The organism is Thalassococcus sp. S3 (assembly GCF_004216475.1).
Classification (GTDB): Bacteria; Pseudomonadota; Alphaproteobacteria; order Rhodobacterales; family Rhodobacteraceae.
This window is the reverse complement of sequence record NZ_CP022303.1, coordinates 1,812,071-1,826,620: the sequence shown is the minus strand read 5'-3', so window position 1 is coordinate 1,826,620 and position 14,550 is coordinate 1,812,071. Positions and strand designations below refer to the sequence as shown.

At 60.4% G+C, this 14,550-nt stretch carries 11 protein-coding genes; 6 read left to right on the top strand and 5 right to left on the bottom strand.

The genetic code is table 11. The annotated features are described in order from the left end of the window. Positions 1-43: 43 nt before the first annotated feature. Positions 44-1,165 (bottom strand): hypothetical protein, encoded by a 1,122-nt coding sequence (locus CFI11_RS09040; RefSeq protein WP_130405153.1) that lies wholly within the window; start codon positions 1,163-1,165, stop codon positions 44-46. A 2-nt stretch (positions 1,166-1,167) separates the two neighbouring features. Then, positions 1,168-1,947, bottom strand: a complete 780-nt coding sequence (locus CFI11_RS09035; protein ID WP_130405151.1) for an SDR family oxidoreductase — start codon at positions 1,945-1,947, stop codon at positions 1,168-1,170. Between the two features lie 167 nt (positions 1,948-2,114). On the opposite strand from CFI11_RS09035, the gene CFI11_RS09030 reads away from it, so the two are divergent. Next, a complete protein-coding gene (locus CFI11_RS09030) occupies positions 2,115-3,122 on the top strand; it encodes a Hint domain-containing protein (protein WP_254449051.1) in 1,008 nt (335 codons plus the stop codon). Here the strand turns inward: CFI11_RS09030 and CFI11_RS09025 are convergent, their stop codons facing one another. Further along, the gene (locus CFI11_RS09025) at positions 3,123-5,762 is read right to left on the bottom strand and encodes a molybdopterin-dependent oxidoreductase (protein ID WP_130405147.1); all 2,640 of its coding nucleotides are present in this window, start codon (positions 5,760-5,762) and stop codon (positions 3,123-3,125) included. A gap of 390 nt (positions 5,763-6,152) precedes the next feature. Here CFI11_RS09025 and CFI11_RS09020 point away from each other — a divergent pair, with 390 nt between their 5' ends. Next, a complete protein-coding gene (locus tag CFI11_RS09020) occupies positions 6,153-6,998 on the top strand; it encodes a universal stress protein (protein ID WP_130405145.1) in 846 nt (281 codons plus the stop codon). A gap of 128 nt (positions 6,999-7,126) precedes the next feature. Here CFI11_RS09020 and CFI11_RS09015 read toward each other — a convergent pair whose 3' ends face one another. Continuing rightward, complete coding sequence (locus tag CFI11_RS09015; RefSeq protein WP_130405143.1) at positions 7,127-7,486, bottom strand: nuclear transport factor 2 family protein; 360 nt, start codon at positions 7,484-7,486, stop codon at positions 7,127-7,129. Positions 7,487-7,712: 226 nt separating this feature from the next. Here CFI11_RS09015 and CFI11_RS09010 point away from each other — a divergent pair, with 226 nt between their 5' ends. The 4 genes from CFI11_RS09010 to CFI11_RS08995 all read left to right on the top strand — a co-directional run bounded on the left by CFI11_RS09010 (position 7,713) and on the right by CFI11_RS08995 (position 12,739). Beyond that, positions 7,713-9,320, top strand: coding sequence for a peptide chain release factor 3 (locus CFI11_RS09010; RefSeq protein ID WP_130405141.1), 1,608 nt, complete (start codon positions 7,713-7,715; stop codon positions 9,318-9,320). A gap of 4 nt (positions 9,321-9,324) precedes the next feature. Then, positions 9,325-10,311: a glycosyltransferase family 2 protein gene (locus CFI11_RS09005; RefSeq protein WP_130405139.1), complete on the top strand. Its 987-nt coding sequence runs from the start codon at positions 9,325-9,327 to the stop codon at positions 10,309-10,311. Beyond that, positions 10,308-11,237 (top strand): glycosyltransferase family 2 protein, encoded by a 930-nt coding sequence (locus CFI11_RS09000; protein ID WP_130405137.1) that lies wholly within the window; start codon positions 10,308-10,310, stop codon positions 11,235-11,237. Before CFI11_RS09005 ends, CFI11_RS09000 begins: the two co-directional genes overlap by 4 nt. A 149-nt stretch (positions 11,238-11,386) precedes the next feature. Beyond that, positions 11,387-12,739 carry a DEAD/DEAH box helicase gene (locus CFI11_RS08995; RefSeq protein ID WP_130405135.1) on the top strand — a complete coding sequence of 451 codons (1,353 nt, stop codon included), beginning with the start codon at positions 11,387-11,389 and terminating at the stop codon, positions 12,737-12,739. Positions 12,740-12,880: 141 nt separating this feature from the next. Here CFI11_RS08995 and CFI11_RS08990 read toward each other — a convergent pair whose 3' ends face one another. Continuing rightward, positions 12,881-14,548, bottom strand: coding sequence for a ribonuclease J (locus tag CFI11_RS08990; protein WP_130405133.1), 1,668 nt, complete (start codon positions 14,546-14,548; stop codon positions 12,881-12,883). Between the last annotated feature and the right edge of the window lie 2 nt (positions 14,549-14,550).

Here is a 14,550-nt window from a genome sequence, read left to right as displayed (position 1 = left end):
GGAGTCCGCCTTTGGCGGACGGGGGCTGGCCCCCGGATGGCGCTCACTCCAGCAACTCAAACACCGTTTCCGCCACGGCCCGACCGTTTACCTGCACCACAAGGCCCTGTTCCCCAGGAAAGAGCCGAAAGGTGGTGGCCGCCGCCTTCAGCTTATGCACCTTGTCCAGCACCAGCGGCGTGCCGGGCTGCACAACCGCCTGTTTCAGTTTGAAGACCTTTTCGCCCTGCCCACCCTTGGCATTGCGCAGCTTCAGGACATAATCGACCAGAACCGGCGTCTTTTGATCCGCCTTCAGCGTCACCGAAAACGCCAGCGCCCCGCCGATCTGCACCGGCTCTTCGCCCAGTGCCACGTCGCAGACAAAGGTGGCATCCGGGTCAAAGCCCAGCATTTTCATCGCCCTCGGATGTCCGGCCTTCACGCGCGTGCGCAGCGCGTGGCGGGTCATCCAGTCCAGCTCCTTGGCGCTTTGCCGGCCTTCACCGGCCCACATTTCCAACCGGTCCATAACCAGGTCGGGCTCGCCTTTGGTGATATCATTCAGATGGTTGGCGATCGATCTTGTCACGAACCGTGCGTCATCCCCGTGCAGCTTGTCCAGCAGTGGCAGCGTTTGATCCGGCCTCAGATCGACCGCCTTTGCCCAAGGCAGTTTCGGTCTCGTCCCCTCGCTCACCAACCGGCGCACATGGTAATTCTCATCCTCCGCCCACAGCGCGAGCCTTGCCAGCGTCTCGTCGGTCCAGCGATTGAGGAAAGGCCGGATATAGTATTCCATCGAGAACCGCTGCGTGGCCGCGTGAAGCAGGTCGAGCGCCCTGTCCCGATGCGCCTCCAACCCGTGCCGGACTGTCAGAATGCCATGCACCGCATGGATGAAATGACCGAAATCATCGTCCTTCAGGGCGGGGTCCAGACGCTCGGGCAAAGCCGCTTCCAAGTGATCCGCCATCTCGGGGAAATCCGGTGCCAGCTGCGGCTCCAGACAATCGGCCATCCAGTCCAGCCGCTCCATCAGTTCACGGTCGGCAAAGCCACCCAGCGCTTCGGCCTTGAACCGCGCGGCATCGAACCCCGGCACACCGGCGGCGAATTCCGCCGCCAGCCGCCCTACCGTTTCGGAATTGAATAGATGATCTTTCAGAGAGAATTTCTCGGCCATGATCACATCGTGATATTGGTGGCGCCACCGTCGGCCAGCAGGTTCTGCCCGACGATAAAACCCGCATGCTGCGAACACAGAAACGCACAGGCCGCCCCGAATTCCTGTCGCGTCCCGTAGCGTCCCACCGGGATCGTGTCGGACCGTTTCGCGCGCGCCTCCTCCAGCGTGATGCCCTGTGCCTTGACCACGCCACCATCCAGCGCATCGGCGCGATCGGTGGCGTGAATACCCGGCAGAAGGTTGTTGATCGTCACACCCTGCCGCGCCACCTGCCGTGCCGTGCCCGCGACATAGCCCGTCAGCCCGGTCCGTGCCGCATTCGACAGGCCCAGCACGCCGATAGGCGCACGCACCGACTGGCTGGTGATGTTCACGACCCGGCCCCAGCCGCGCTCCATCATGCCCGGCAGGCTTGCCTTCATCAGCGCGATGGGCGTCAGCATGTTGGCATCGAGCGCCTTGATGAAATCCTCCCTGTCCCAATCCGACCACATGCCCGGCGGCGGCCCGCCCGCATTGGTCACCAGGATGTCGACAGCACCCGCCGCTTCCAGCACCTTCTCCTGGCCTTCTTCGGTAGTGACGTCGCAGGCCACTTCGGTGACGTCCACGCCATGCGCGGCGCGGATCGCCTCTGCCGTCTCGGCAAGCGCCTCGGCGCCGCGCGCATTCATCACAAGATCCACGCCTGCTTCGGCCAGAGCTTCCGCACATCCGCGCCCCAGCCCCTTGCTGCTCGCCGTCACCAGCCCCCGCTTGCCCCGAATACCCAGATCCATTGCCGCTCTCCCTTGCTTACAGCGTCGACCAAGGCGTACACCCCGCCGACGACGCATGCCAGCAAAAGACCCGGCATTTGACCCCTTGCAGCCACAATCCTAACTTATAATCATCTTTCGGAGATTCACTTTTCCGAAAGTCACGCTTTGACAGGATGTTATCGGCCTTGCCACACCGTTCCATACCGACCCAAACGCTTCCGGTTTACCCCGCACATCAGTTTCAAGTCACTGTTGGCGCGAATATGGGGGACGGCCTGTCTTATCTTGAAGACCTGATCGCCGACGATGTCTATATGCTGACGAACGATGCCCATAGGCAACGTCTGTCCCTCGATACCGGCGATGACGAAACCTTTCGCGTCTCTGAACAATCCGAGACGGGGTATCCCGGAAACGTGCTCCATCTCGATTGCACACTGACGCTGATGTCCCCCGACGGACAAACGCAGGATGCCCTTGTCATCGTCGAAACCGACACCACCCGGAACATCGCGGGGATTTTCCTGCTGCCGCTTGCCGAGTTGAGCCACAAGACAGAATACACGCTGGTGGGCATGGACCGCGACACCGCCCGCGAGAAATTCGCGCAGGTGGGCCTTGTCTCTTTCACCCGCGGCACACGGATCACCATGTCATCAGGCGCTCAGAAACCGATCGAAGACCTGCAGATCGGCGACCGCGTGCTCACCCGCGACGACGGCCCGCAAGAGATCTTGTGGAAGGGGCAAACCACCATTCGCGCGGTCGGGGAGTTCGCCCCGATCCTGATCGAGCGCGGCGCGCTTAACAATGCCAACGACCTGCTGGTGAGTCCGGACCACCGGCTTTTCGTCTACCAGCGCAGCGATGATATCGGCGCGGGTCAGGCAGAGCTTTTGATCAAGGCGCGTCATCTGGTCAACGGCGATAGCGTGCGCGTGCAGGAAGGTGGCTTTGTCGATTACTTCCAGATCCTCTTTGACCGGCATCACATCATCTATGCCGAGGGGATCGCAGCGGAATCGATGTTCCTCGACCCGCGTACGAAGCCGGCCCTGCCGCCGGACCTGCTGGCCAAGATCACGGCCGAGGATCTTGGCGTCGACCGCGTCGATCACGGGGTCGATGTGGCCAAGGCCCTGCTGGACCGGCCCGACGCAATCGAGATATTGCGCCGGGCCTCCAGCCGCTGATCACTCGGGCTTGGCGTATTTCGCGAGGAAGGTGAGGATCTGCTCCTCCTCCTCCGGCGTCACACCCGCATTCGGGAACATGCTGGCCGTGATGCTCTCCCATTGCCGCATCGTATGGGCCGCGGGGTCCTGCGGTACGTGGCACAGCGTGCATTTCTCGTAAAAGAGCTTCTCGCCGGGCTCCATTTCGGCGGTGAAGGTCTCCTGCAGATCATAGGCACGTTCGAGGTTGAAGGCCGAGACGTCCAGCTTGACCGGTTCGGGCGCTATCGCGGGCGGCTCGTAGGCCATGTTTGGCCCGTCGACATCCGTGGCCTTTCGCATCCGGGCCAGACAGGTATTGGCTGTCGTGGCCTGGCTCAGCCCGCTTGATCGGCGGCTTGAGGTCAGGATGTTGATCGCGCCCGAATTGCAGCGCCCCTTGCTGTCAAAGGAAAGCCACGCCCCTTCGTACATCGACACAACGCCCTTCATGATGTCATCCGAGACGCGCGCGCCCACGATTACCGCACCGCGGTCATTGTAAAGCTCCACCAGATCGCCGTCCTCGATCTCCCGCTCTGCAGCATCGTCGGGGTTGATCAGCAGGAATTCCCTGTCCTTGATATTCATCTCGTGACGCAGGTCCGATTGCGCGAATTGCGAGTGGATCCGGTTGTAGGGGTGTGGGCTGACCACGTGGACCTCGTCAGGCTCTGCATTGCCCAGATACTCATCCGGCTCCAGCCACATGGGCATGGGCGGGCAATCGGGGATGTTCATCTTTGCGATGGCCTCGCTGTAGATCTCCACCTTTCCGGACGGGGTCGCCAGCGGGTTGGCCTCCGGATCTGTCCGGAAATCGCCGTGGCGCACCCATTCGATCTCTTCGGGCGGCTGCGGCACGCGGGCCACGCCGCCATCCCAGAACGCGTCGAAATCCATGTACTCCGCCGCGGTCGACTTGAAGTAGGATTCCTCGATGATCTCGCGCCGTTCGCGATTGTCGGTGAACTGTCCTTCGACCCCGAACATCTCGGCCAGTCTGCGGAAGATTTCGAAATCGTCCAAGCTCTCGCCCAGCGGATCGATGACCTGCCGCATCGCATAGACCTTATCCTTGGAATAGGTCCCGCCGGAACTGATATCGTCCCGTTCCACGGTCGAGGTTGCCGGCAGCACGATATCGGCAAACCGGGCTGAGGCCGTCCACCACGGATCCTGACAGACAACGGTATGCACCTTCTCCATCGCGCGCAGCAATTCGTTGGTGTCCTGCTGGTGCGAGGCAAAGTTGTTGCCGGAATTATAGATCATATGCACGTCCGGGAACTTGAACGTGCCCCCGTTGCGGGTGAATTCCTTACCCGGGTTCAACAGCATCTCGTTGAGACGCGAGGCCGGGCAGATGCCCACGACCCGGTTGCGCCCCTGCGGCAGACCGCCCGGCGCACGGGCCTGTGCAAAAAGCGCGCCGCCCTGCCCCCAGTGCCAGCTAAAGCCCACGCCACCGCCCGGCAGGCCGATCTGTCCGGTCATCGCCGCAAAGGCCGTGATGGCCCAATACGGCATCTCCCCGTGCTGGGCGCGCTGGATCGCCCAGGAGCCCGCGAATTGTGTCCGCGTCCGCGCGCAGCGATCGGCAAGCGCCCGGATACGCTTGGCATTGATCCCGGTGATCTTGGCCGCCCATTCCGGGGTCTTGGGCACGCCGTCATCCTTGCCTTCCAAATAGTCGATGAACCGCTCCCACCCGACGGTGTAGGTCTCAAGGAAGTCCTTGTCATAAGTCCCCTTGCGGTAGACGTGGTTCGACATGGCCAGGAACAGCGCCGTGTCGGTGTTGGGAATGATCTTCAGCCATTGCGCGCGCAGCCATTCATCCGTCGTTGTGCGCTGCGGGTTGATCGAGATGAACTTGACGCCCGCCTCCTTGATCACCTCCCAGCGGGGGAACATGGAATGGTCTGTGGTGCCGCCCTCGGCCCGGCCATTATTGTGCGGGTCCGTGCCGATCAGCACGAAGGTTTCGCAATGCTGCAGCACTTGCCACCAGGAGGTCTGGCGCGAATAGACCTCCATATCGCCCAGCACGTGGGGCATGATGATCTGCCCAGCCCCGCCGGAATAGTCGCCAACCGTAACCGAGGCACCCCCGATCAGATTGAAGAACCGCCCCTGCAGCACATTGGGCGTCAGCACCCCGCCATGCGCCCAAGCGCCGTAGGAGGTCGAAAAGATCCCCTCATTGCCATGCGCATCAATCGTATCGAGGATCGCGCGCGACACCAGACCAAGGGCGGTGTCCCAATCGACCCGGACGAATTCGTCCCGCGCCCGCAGCTCGGGTTTAACATCACCACTCTCGTAGCCCTCCAGATACGAGCGCCGCACATGGGGATAGAGCACGCGCGTCTTGTGATAGGTCCGGCTCACGATACCTTCGCTCACCATCTTGGTCGGTCTGGGATCAAACTCCGTTCTGGGGATGGCGCGGACCAGCTTGCCCTCTTCCAGCATGCCCCAGAACGCGCCCGCCTGTCCGGCATGGGGCACAAAGGTCACGTCCCGCCCGGCGCTGGCCCAGGCCATCTGCGGCACTGCGGCGGCCATCACGATGGAGGAGGAGGATTTCAAAAAGCTGCGGCGTGAGAGGGTCATATCGGGCTCCTTCGGTCTTCTGGCTTTGTCTTTGCAAACCGCGCCGGAGGATTGGCGCAGGTAGGATTCAAGTTTAAATCCGACATAGGAGTACCGGCTTTGATCTATGTCGTATTTTGGGGCCAGCGCGCGCGCAGCGAGGCCATTCTCAGAGGCAGCGGGAAAGATCGGAAAAGATATATTTTTCAGATACTTAATATATGAATCTATCTGAAAATCGTTTAAATACAGAGGGATACAGGCATCCGCGCAGACCCGATGTTGCACTGACATGCAGCTTTCTCAGATGATTTGTTCCAGATCATGTCGCAGGTGCAGGGATGCGTTGCATCCTCTGCATAAGCAGGCCGGCCACACCTATATCGGCCCGAAGATCTGGAGGAGACCCCGATGCCCGACACCCCCCACCCCATCCTGATTGCCAGCGACATGTCCCACCGCTCAGACCGGGCTATGGAACGCGCCTTTGCCCTGGGCCGGGACCGTGGGGCCGAGGTGGTCGTGCTCAGCGTTCTGGACGATGCGATGCCGGCCGATCTGCTCGACACCCTGCAAAGCCGCGCGGTCAGCGCGCTGGAGCGTTATGCCGGCTCCCTCGGCAACGAAGTCAACTACAGCATCAGGACAGAGCTTGGCGATCCGACCGCGGACATCCTGCGCGCTGTGGAAGAGCTGGATCCCCAGCTTCTCGTCATGGGCATGCACCGCCCGCGTCCGTTCCTGGACGCCCTGCGGGAGACCACGATGCAGCGCATCGTCCGGCGCACCAGTTGTCCGGTTCTGCTGGTCGCCGACCGCTGCGATCATGGTTATGACAAGATCCTGGCTGCCTGTGATTTCTCTCCCGCCGCCACCAGTGCCATCGCGGTCGCCCATGACCTCGCTCCGAAGGCGACGATCCGCCCGGTCCATGCGCTGCATGTTCCCTATGGCGGCATGTTGGCCAAAGCGCCCGGCGCCCGGCAGGATCTTGAAAAACCGTTCCGGCGTGAAGCGCAACAGAACGATGCAAGCTGGCGGATGCACAACGATCTCGACCACCTTGAAGCGACCGAGATCATCGACGGCCCCGCCTACAGCACCATCCGCACCCTCGCCGACCGTGACCAGATCGACCTGGTCTGCGTCGGGGCTCATGGTCGTGTGGGGGCTGCGCCCGCCATCCTCGGCTCGCTGGCATCCGATCTGATGCGCGATCCGCCCTGCGATCTTCTGATCGCGCGGCCCGCACATTAGAACGCAGATGAACCGCGCCCGGAAATACGGACGCGGTTCCATAAACGCCTGCAAGGACGACGGACTGGCTTGCGATCTACGACACTGAAAATACAGCGCCTTGCCCACCGCCCCCAACCGGGCGGCGCTTAATAGAAAAACTCTTCCCTGACGATCTTGCCGTCCGCGACGTGGTAGAGGCCCACTTCCTGCATGTCGAAAGTCCGTCCGCTCTCTTTCTCCTTACCAGCGACGGTAAAGATCACCGCGAACCGGTCATCTCCATGCAGCATAGGACCGGTAACCTCGAACTTGCTGACCTCCATCGCATTGGTCCACCATTCGTGCTTGCCTTTCAGGCCGTCAAGCCCGGCAACCTCCCGACCCTGGCCGTTATCCTGCGCCTCCACCGACACAGCATCGGCTGCATAAAGCTTGTCGAGATTCTCCCCGTCGCGCCCTTCGCGACAGCCGGCCACCAGCTCTTCCGCAATTTCCTTGAGGTTCATGATTTACTCCCAATTAACCTTAATGTTCGCCTTTTGTTCTTATCATCATTCCTTGATTCGTCCAAGACCTTGACGCGGTCTTACCGGCTTCTTTTTGCCTGCCCCGCGTTACCCGCGGTATTCTTCAGAAGCCTGCCGCCTGCCCCGTCGGTTCGCAGACGATGAGTGCGGCCGGGATATCGCCTCTTTTCTTGCGCCGCGCCAGGTCCTTACCTATACGCACGCTATGCTTGACGCCGCTTCCAACCGCCCCGAACTGCCGCCCGAAATCGCGCGGCGCCGGACCTTTGCCATCATCTCGCACCCAGATGCGGGCAAGACGACCCTGACAGAGAAGTTCCTGCTTTATGGTGGCGCGATCCAGATGGCCGGTCAGGTTCGTGCCAAGGGCGAAGCGCGGCGCACGCGCTCGGACTTCATGCAGATGGAGAAAGATCGCGGCATCTCTGTCTCTGCTTCGGCAATGTCTTTTGATTACAATGACTTCCGCTTCAACCTTGTGGACACACCTGGTCACTCCGACTTTTCCGAAGACACGTATCGCACGCTGACGGCGGTGGATGCAGCGATCATGGTGATCGACGGAGCCAAGGGCGTAGAAAGCCAGACGCAGAAACTGTTCGAGGTCTGCCGCCTGCGCGACCTGCCGATCCTGACCTTCTGCAACAAGATGGATCGGGAAAGCCGCGACGTCTTTGAGATAATTGACGAAATTCAGGAAAACCTCGCCATCGACGTCACACCGGCAAGCTGGCCCATCGGCCAGGGTCGTGACTTTGTGGGGTGTTACGACATCCTGCGCGACCGGCTGGAGCTGATGGACCGCGCAGACCGCAACAAGGTTGCGGAAAGCATTGAAATCAAAGGACTTGATGACCCCAAGCTGGCCGAACACGTGCCCGCCAACCTGCTCGACCAGCTCAAGGAAGAACTGGAGATGGCGCGTGAGCTTCTGCCGCCCCTCGACCCGCAGGCGCTTTTGGACGGCACGCTGACACCGATCTGGTTCGGGTCGGCCATTAATTCCTTTGGTGTGAAGGAGTTGATGGACGGTATCGGCTCCTACGGCCCCGAACCGCAGATCCAAAGCGCCGAGCCACGACAGATTTCCCCGGAAGAAACAAAGGTTTCTGGCTTTGTCTTCAAAGTGCAGGCCAATATGGACCCCAAGCACCGCGACCGCGTGGCCTTTGTGCGCATGGCATCCGGCCACTTCAAACGTGGCATGAAACTGACCCATGTGCGCTCGAAAAAACCCATGGCGATCTCGAACCCGGTCCTCTTCCTCGCCTCCGACCGCGAGCTTGCAGAGGAAGCCTGGGCCGGCGACATCATTGGCATTCCCAATCACGGACAACTGCGCATCGGCGACACGTTGACCGAAGGCGAAGGATTGCGTGTAACAGGCATCCCCAGCTTCGCGCCTGAGCTTTTGCAAGGCGTGCGCGCGGGCGACCCGATGAAAGCCAAACATCTGGAAAAGGCGCTGATGCAGTTTGCCGAGGAAGGCGCCGCCAAGGTCTTCAAGCCTTCCATTGGATCTGGCTTTGTCGTGGGTGTTGTGGGTCAGCTACAATTCGAGGTGCTGGCCAGCCGGATCGAGCTTGAATATGGCCTTCCCGTCCGGTTCGAAGCGTCGCAATTTACCTCTGCCCGCTGGGTGAGCGGGGACAAGCAGGCGGTGGAAACATTCACCAACGCCAACAAACAGCACATTGCCCACGATCATGACGGCGACATCGTATACCTCACGCGTCTGCAATGGGATATCGACCGGGTCGAGCGGGATTATCCTGATGTCCGGCTGACCGCGACCAAGGAAATGATGGCCTAATTCATTGAAAGAGCAGGAGCATATCCATATCGGAGTGCCTCCGCGCGTTGTTGAGCATGATCCGACCCGCCTGCGCTGGGGCGTCGTCTCTACCGTCAAGGCATCCCGCCACGACATTGCCCGCTTCTCAGCGCACCATCTCGCGCTAGGCGCCGCAGAGGTGCATCTTTTCCTGGACGCGCCGGATCGGGATACGTTCGCCTTTCTCTCCCGACATCCGCGCATTACGGTGACATCCTGCGATGACAGCTATTGGCAGACCGCACCAGACAAGGCGCGCAGCAGCCATCAGCTGCGTCAGGCCTGGAACGCCACCCAGTGTTACAAGGTGGCCGGTGTTCACTGGCTGGCCCACATCGATGTTGACGAATTCATCCTGTCGCCAACCCCGGTGACGCATGCCCTTGCAGCCGTGCCCGATGATGTCGCCGCTGCACGTCTTTTGCCTGCCGAAATGCTGGCGCAGGAAAACCCGTGGTCCGGACCGTGCCATTTCAAGCTCCCCCGTCCTGCCGGAGATCGCAGCAAACGCGCCCTGGCCGACATCTATCCCACCTACGGCCCCTTTCTGCGTGAAGGGTTTCTCAGCCATATCAGCGGCAAGGTGTTCGCGCGAACTGGGCTGCGCAACATCCGCTTGGGCATCCATGCCATGAAGCGCAGGGGCCTGTCGGCGGAGAACGAAGCGGTCCTTGACGGACTGCATGTCGGGCACGCCCATGCCCCGTCCTGGACCGTGTTCGAACGTCATGCGGCCTTCCGCCTCTCGAAGGGCTCATATCGAAAGAAACCGAATGAAGGCATGATGTTATCTGACATTCTTCAACTCGCATCCGAGGACAAGCCGGATGGGGTGCGCCATTTCTTTGACGAAATTTGTGCCGCGACGCCCCGGTTGCTGGATCGCCTTGCAGCACATGACATGCTTCTGACAGGAACCCTCGATCTCGACGCCAAGGTGGCCGCCGAATTCGGACAGGTTCCCCAATGATCAAATGGGGTCTTTGCGCCACGATAAAGGCACCGCTGTCTGATGTGCTCTCCTTTGTGGCCTACCATCTCGATCAGGGCGCCCATCGTTTGTATATCTACCTCGATGACGCGGATGATGAGACCTTCCGTGTGCTCAAGGCACATCCCAAGGTTCGCCCCACGCTTTGCGATGCAGCCTGGTGGGACAAACGCGGGGGACGCCCGGTCAAACATCAGGTGCGCCAGGCCCGCAACGCCACGCACGCCTATCGTCGCCGAGCGGAGGTAGACTGGCTCACCCATATCGATGTCGACGAATTCCTTTGGCCGGGCCGCACTGTCGAGGACCACCTCGCCTGCCTTCCCGATGCGGTCCTATGCGCCCGCCTTCGCCCGATCGAAGCGCTGGCTGGCGATGGCACGGCGTTCAAAGCCTTCCTGCCCGCCGGTCCGGAACGCGACCGTGTGGTCGACGCGCTCTATCCCACCTATGGCCGTTATATAAAAGGCGGCTTCCTCAGCCATGTCGCGGGCAAGCTTTTTGTGCGCACCGGCCTGCCTGATATTCAATGGCGCATTCACAACGTCTTTCAGGGCGATGCGATGAACCCAGGCGAAAAAGAACTGACGGACGTTTCACTGTGCCACGTCCATACCAAAAGCTGGGAAGACTGGATTGCCGCCTACAGGTATCGGCTGGCAAAAGGGTCCTACAGGTCCGATCTTGCGCCATCCCGGCCCCGCGAAAAAGGCGGACGCACCTTGCATGAACTCTTCAGCGATATCGAAGCGCGGGAGGGCGAAGCAGGACTGCGCGCGTTTTTCGAAGAGGTTTGCGAAGACACGGCAGATTTGCACCGCCGACTGGACGCATATGGTTTACTGCGGCTGTGCGATCTCCAACTTGACGCAAAACGGCAACGGCATTTTCCGGAAATCACGTGAGCCAACGTCATTCTTGCACGGCATTTGACGGTTTGGCCCGATTTTGTTATGTGCTGCCCACACGCGCGAAATGTGCGAGCAGCGGCACATCGGGCCCTGCAATATGAGGACGTGCGGGCCAAGTCAGTGTCCGCAAACTGCGGATACATATGACAAAATTTTCTGATCTGAACCTGAATCCAAAGGTTTTGAAGGCCATTGAAGAGGCCGGATACGAAACGCCGACCCCAATCCAGGCGGGCGCCATCCCCCCGGCCCTGGAAGGCCGTGATGTGCTTGGTATCGCCCAGACGGGAACTGGCAAGACAGCCAGCTTCACGCTGCCGATGATCACCCTCTTGGCGCGGGGTCGCGCGCGAGCACGCATGCCCCGAAGCTTGGTGCTTTGCCCGACCCGCGAGTTGGCCGCTCAGGTCGCCGAGAATTTCGATACATACACCAAGCATCTGAAACTCACCAAAGCACTGCTTATCGGCGGTGTGAGCTTCAAAGAACAGGATGCGCTTATCGACCGTGGTGTCGACGTTCTGATCGCAACGCCCGGCCGGCTTCTGGACCATTTCGAGCGGGGCAAACTGCTGTTGACGGGCGTGCAGATCATGGTCGTCGATGAAGCGGACCGAATGCTCGACATGGGGTTCATTCCGGACATCGAGCGCATTTTCAACCTGACCCCCTTTACCCGGCAGACGCTCTTTTTCTCGGCGACGATGGCGCCCGAGATCGAGCGGATCACCAACACCTTCCTGTCTGGCCCGGAGCGGATCGAGGTGGCCCGGCAAGCCACGACCAGCGAAACGATTGAGCAAGGCGTGGTTCTCTTCAAGGCGTCCCGCAAGGACCGCGAAGGCTCCGAGAAACGCAGACTTCTGCGTGCCTTGATCGACGCAGAAGGCGATGCGTGCACGAATGCGATCATCTTCTGCAATCGAAAAACGGATGTCGATATCGTTGCGAAATCACTGAAAAAGTATGGCTATGATGCGGCTCCGATCCATGGCGATCTGGATCAAAGCCAACGGATGAAAACACTGGATGGTTTCCGTGATGGCTCCCTCCGGTTTCTGGTCGCTTCGGATGTCGCGGCGCGCGGACTTGACGTGCCATCCGTCAGCCATGTGTTCAATTTCGACGTCCCCGGACATGCCGAAGATTACGTGCATCGCATCGGCCGAACCGGACGTGCCGGTCGCGATGGCAAGGCGGTGATGATCTGTGTGCCACGAGACGAAAAAAATCTCGACGACATCGAACGGCTCGTTCAGAAAGAGATCCCTCGGCTGGAAAACCCCGTGCAGGCCCGCCCTGAGAAAAAAGACGATAAACGGAAAAGAGATCCAGCCCGCGCAGCAGCGAATGATGCAGATGCACCGGACACCAGTGAGCGGAAATCACGTCGCGGGCGGTCTCGCGGCGAGGATGGCAGAACCAAGGTTGTCGGCATGGGAGACCACCTGCCAAGCTTCATTGCGTTGAGCTTCGAAGAGCGGCGCGCCAGCTAGAGGCGGTCTCATTTTCCGTTTCGGAAAATGAGCGGAATCTGAAAAATTCCGCATCGGCACGCATGTGAACCGCCCAATTGATAGGCGGGAACCGTTTTCTGTTTCAGAAAACGGGCGAAATTTGTGACAAATTTCGCGGCGTTAGCGCATCCGACTGATCACAGTCGTCACTTCCGGCCGTTTTCCCAACTCACTCTGGCATGTCTGGCGCACAATACGGCGCAGGGCTTCTTCGAGATCGTCATCATCCCGGAGTGTCTTCGCGCCGGCACGCATCATGAACTGGTTGAGATCTTCCTCTAAGATCTCGACCAAAGACGCAGTGCTGCTGCCCGTTTCGGCAAGCCCCTTGATCTCACACCAAGGCTCACCCAGAGGTTCGTCGTCCTCATCAAGTATGACCGTCACAGTGACGTGGCCGTTCAGCGCCATGCGGATCCTGTCTCGCACAACGCCGTCCAAAGCTCCGACCTGAATGCTTCCGTCGAGGTAGGTTCGCCCCGTCTCGATATAATCCGCCACCTTGGGCGCGTTCCCCGTCAGATCCAACATCATACCGTTCACCGACACGACGCTCTGGATGCCACCGGCCTCTGCCAGCTTTGCATGCTCCCGCAGATGCCGGTGTTCGCCATGCATCGGGATCAGCATCTGCGGTTTGACGACCGTATGCATCCGCTGAAGATCAGGCCGGTTCGCGTGTCCGGACACGTGATATCTTCCCGAACTGTCATCAACCACGTCCACACCCATTTCGCTGAACTGGTTGATAATGCGGATCACGCCGCGTTCGTTGCCCGGGATTGTCTTGGAAGAGAAAAGGAACAGGTCCCCCTCCTTCATCTCAAGCCCCTGATACTTGCCCCGCGCCAGTTGCGCGCTGGCCGCCCGGCGTTCGCCCTGACTGCCGGTGACCAGCAACATCAGGTTCTCCCGGGGGATCTCGCGTGCATCCTCCGCACTCACGACCTTGGGGAAATCCGCCAAGACCCCTGTTTCCACCGCCGCTTCGATCATCCGACGCATGGCGCGACCCAAAAGCACGATGGAGCGGCCCGCCCTCTCGCCTGCTTCGGCCAATGTCTTCAGGCGCGCGACATTGCTGGCAAAGGTGGTTGCCACCACCATCCCGCTTGCATCGGCGACCAGCTTCTCGATCTCAGGGCCGACCTCGATCTCGGACCGGCCGGGATTGGGGGAGAAAACGTTCGTGCTGTCGCAAATCAGCGCACGCACGCCGGTTTTGCAAACCTCCTCCCAGAGCTCCGGATTGAAGGGCTCGCCCACCACGGGGGTCGGGTCGAGCTTGAAATCACCGGAATGGATCACCCGCCCCGCGGGACTGTCGATGACCAGCGCCCCGCTTTCCGGGATGGAATGAGAGATCGGAAGGAACGACACCGTCAGCGCCCCCACCTTCACCGTTTCAGGCCAGGGGGACACAGTGCGCACCGCGTCTTCGGGATGTCCATGCTCTCCCATCTTCCGCCTTGCGATGTTGGCGGTGAAGGCCCGTGCATAGATCGGCGCGCCAAGCGCGTCGTAGAAATGGGCCACCGCCCCCACATGATCTTCATGCGCATGGGTGATGAAGATCCCCTCAAGCCGGTCCGCGCGCTCTTTCAGCCAGCTGATATCGGGCAAGATGAGATCTACGCCCGGCGTCCCGTCCATATCGGGAAAGGTGACGCCCAGATCCACCAGGATCAGGCGTTCTTGATCGGGTTTTCCATATCCGTAAATATAGGCATTCATGCCGATTTCACCCGCCCCGCCAAGGGGCAGGTAGATCAGTCTTTCACTGCTCATAA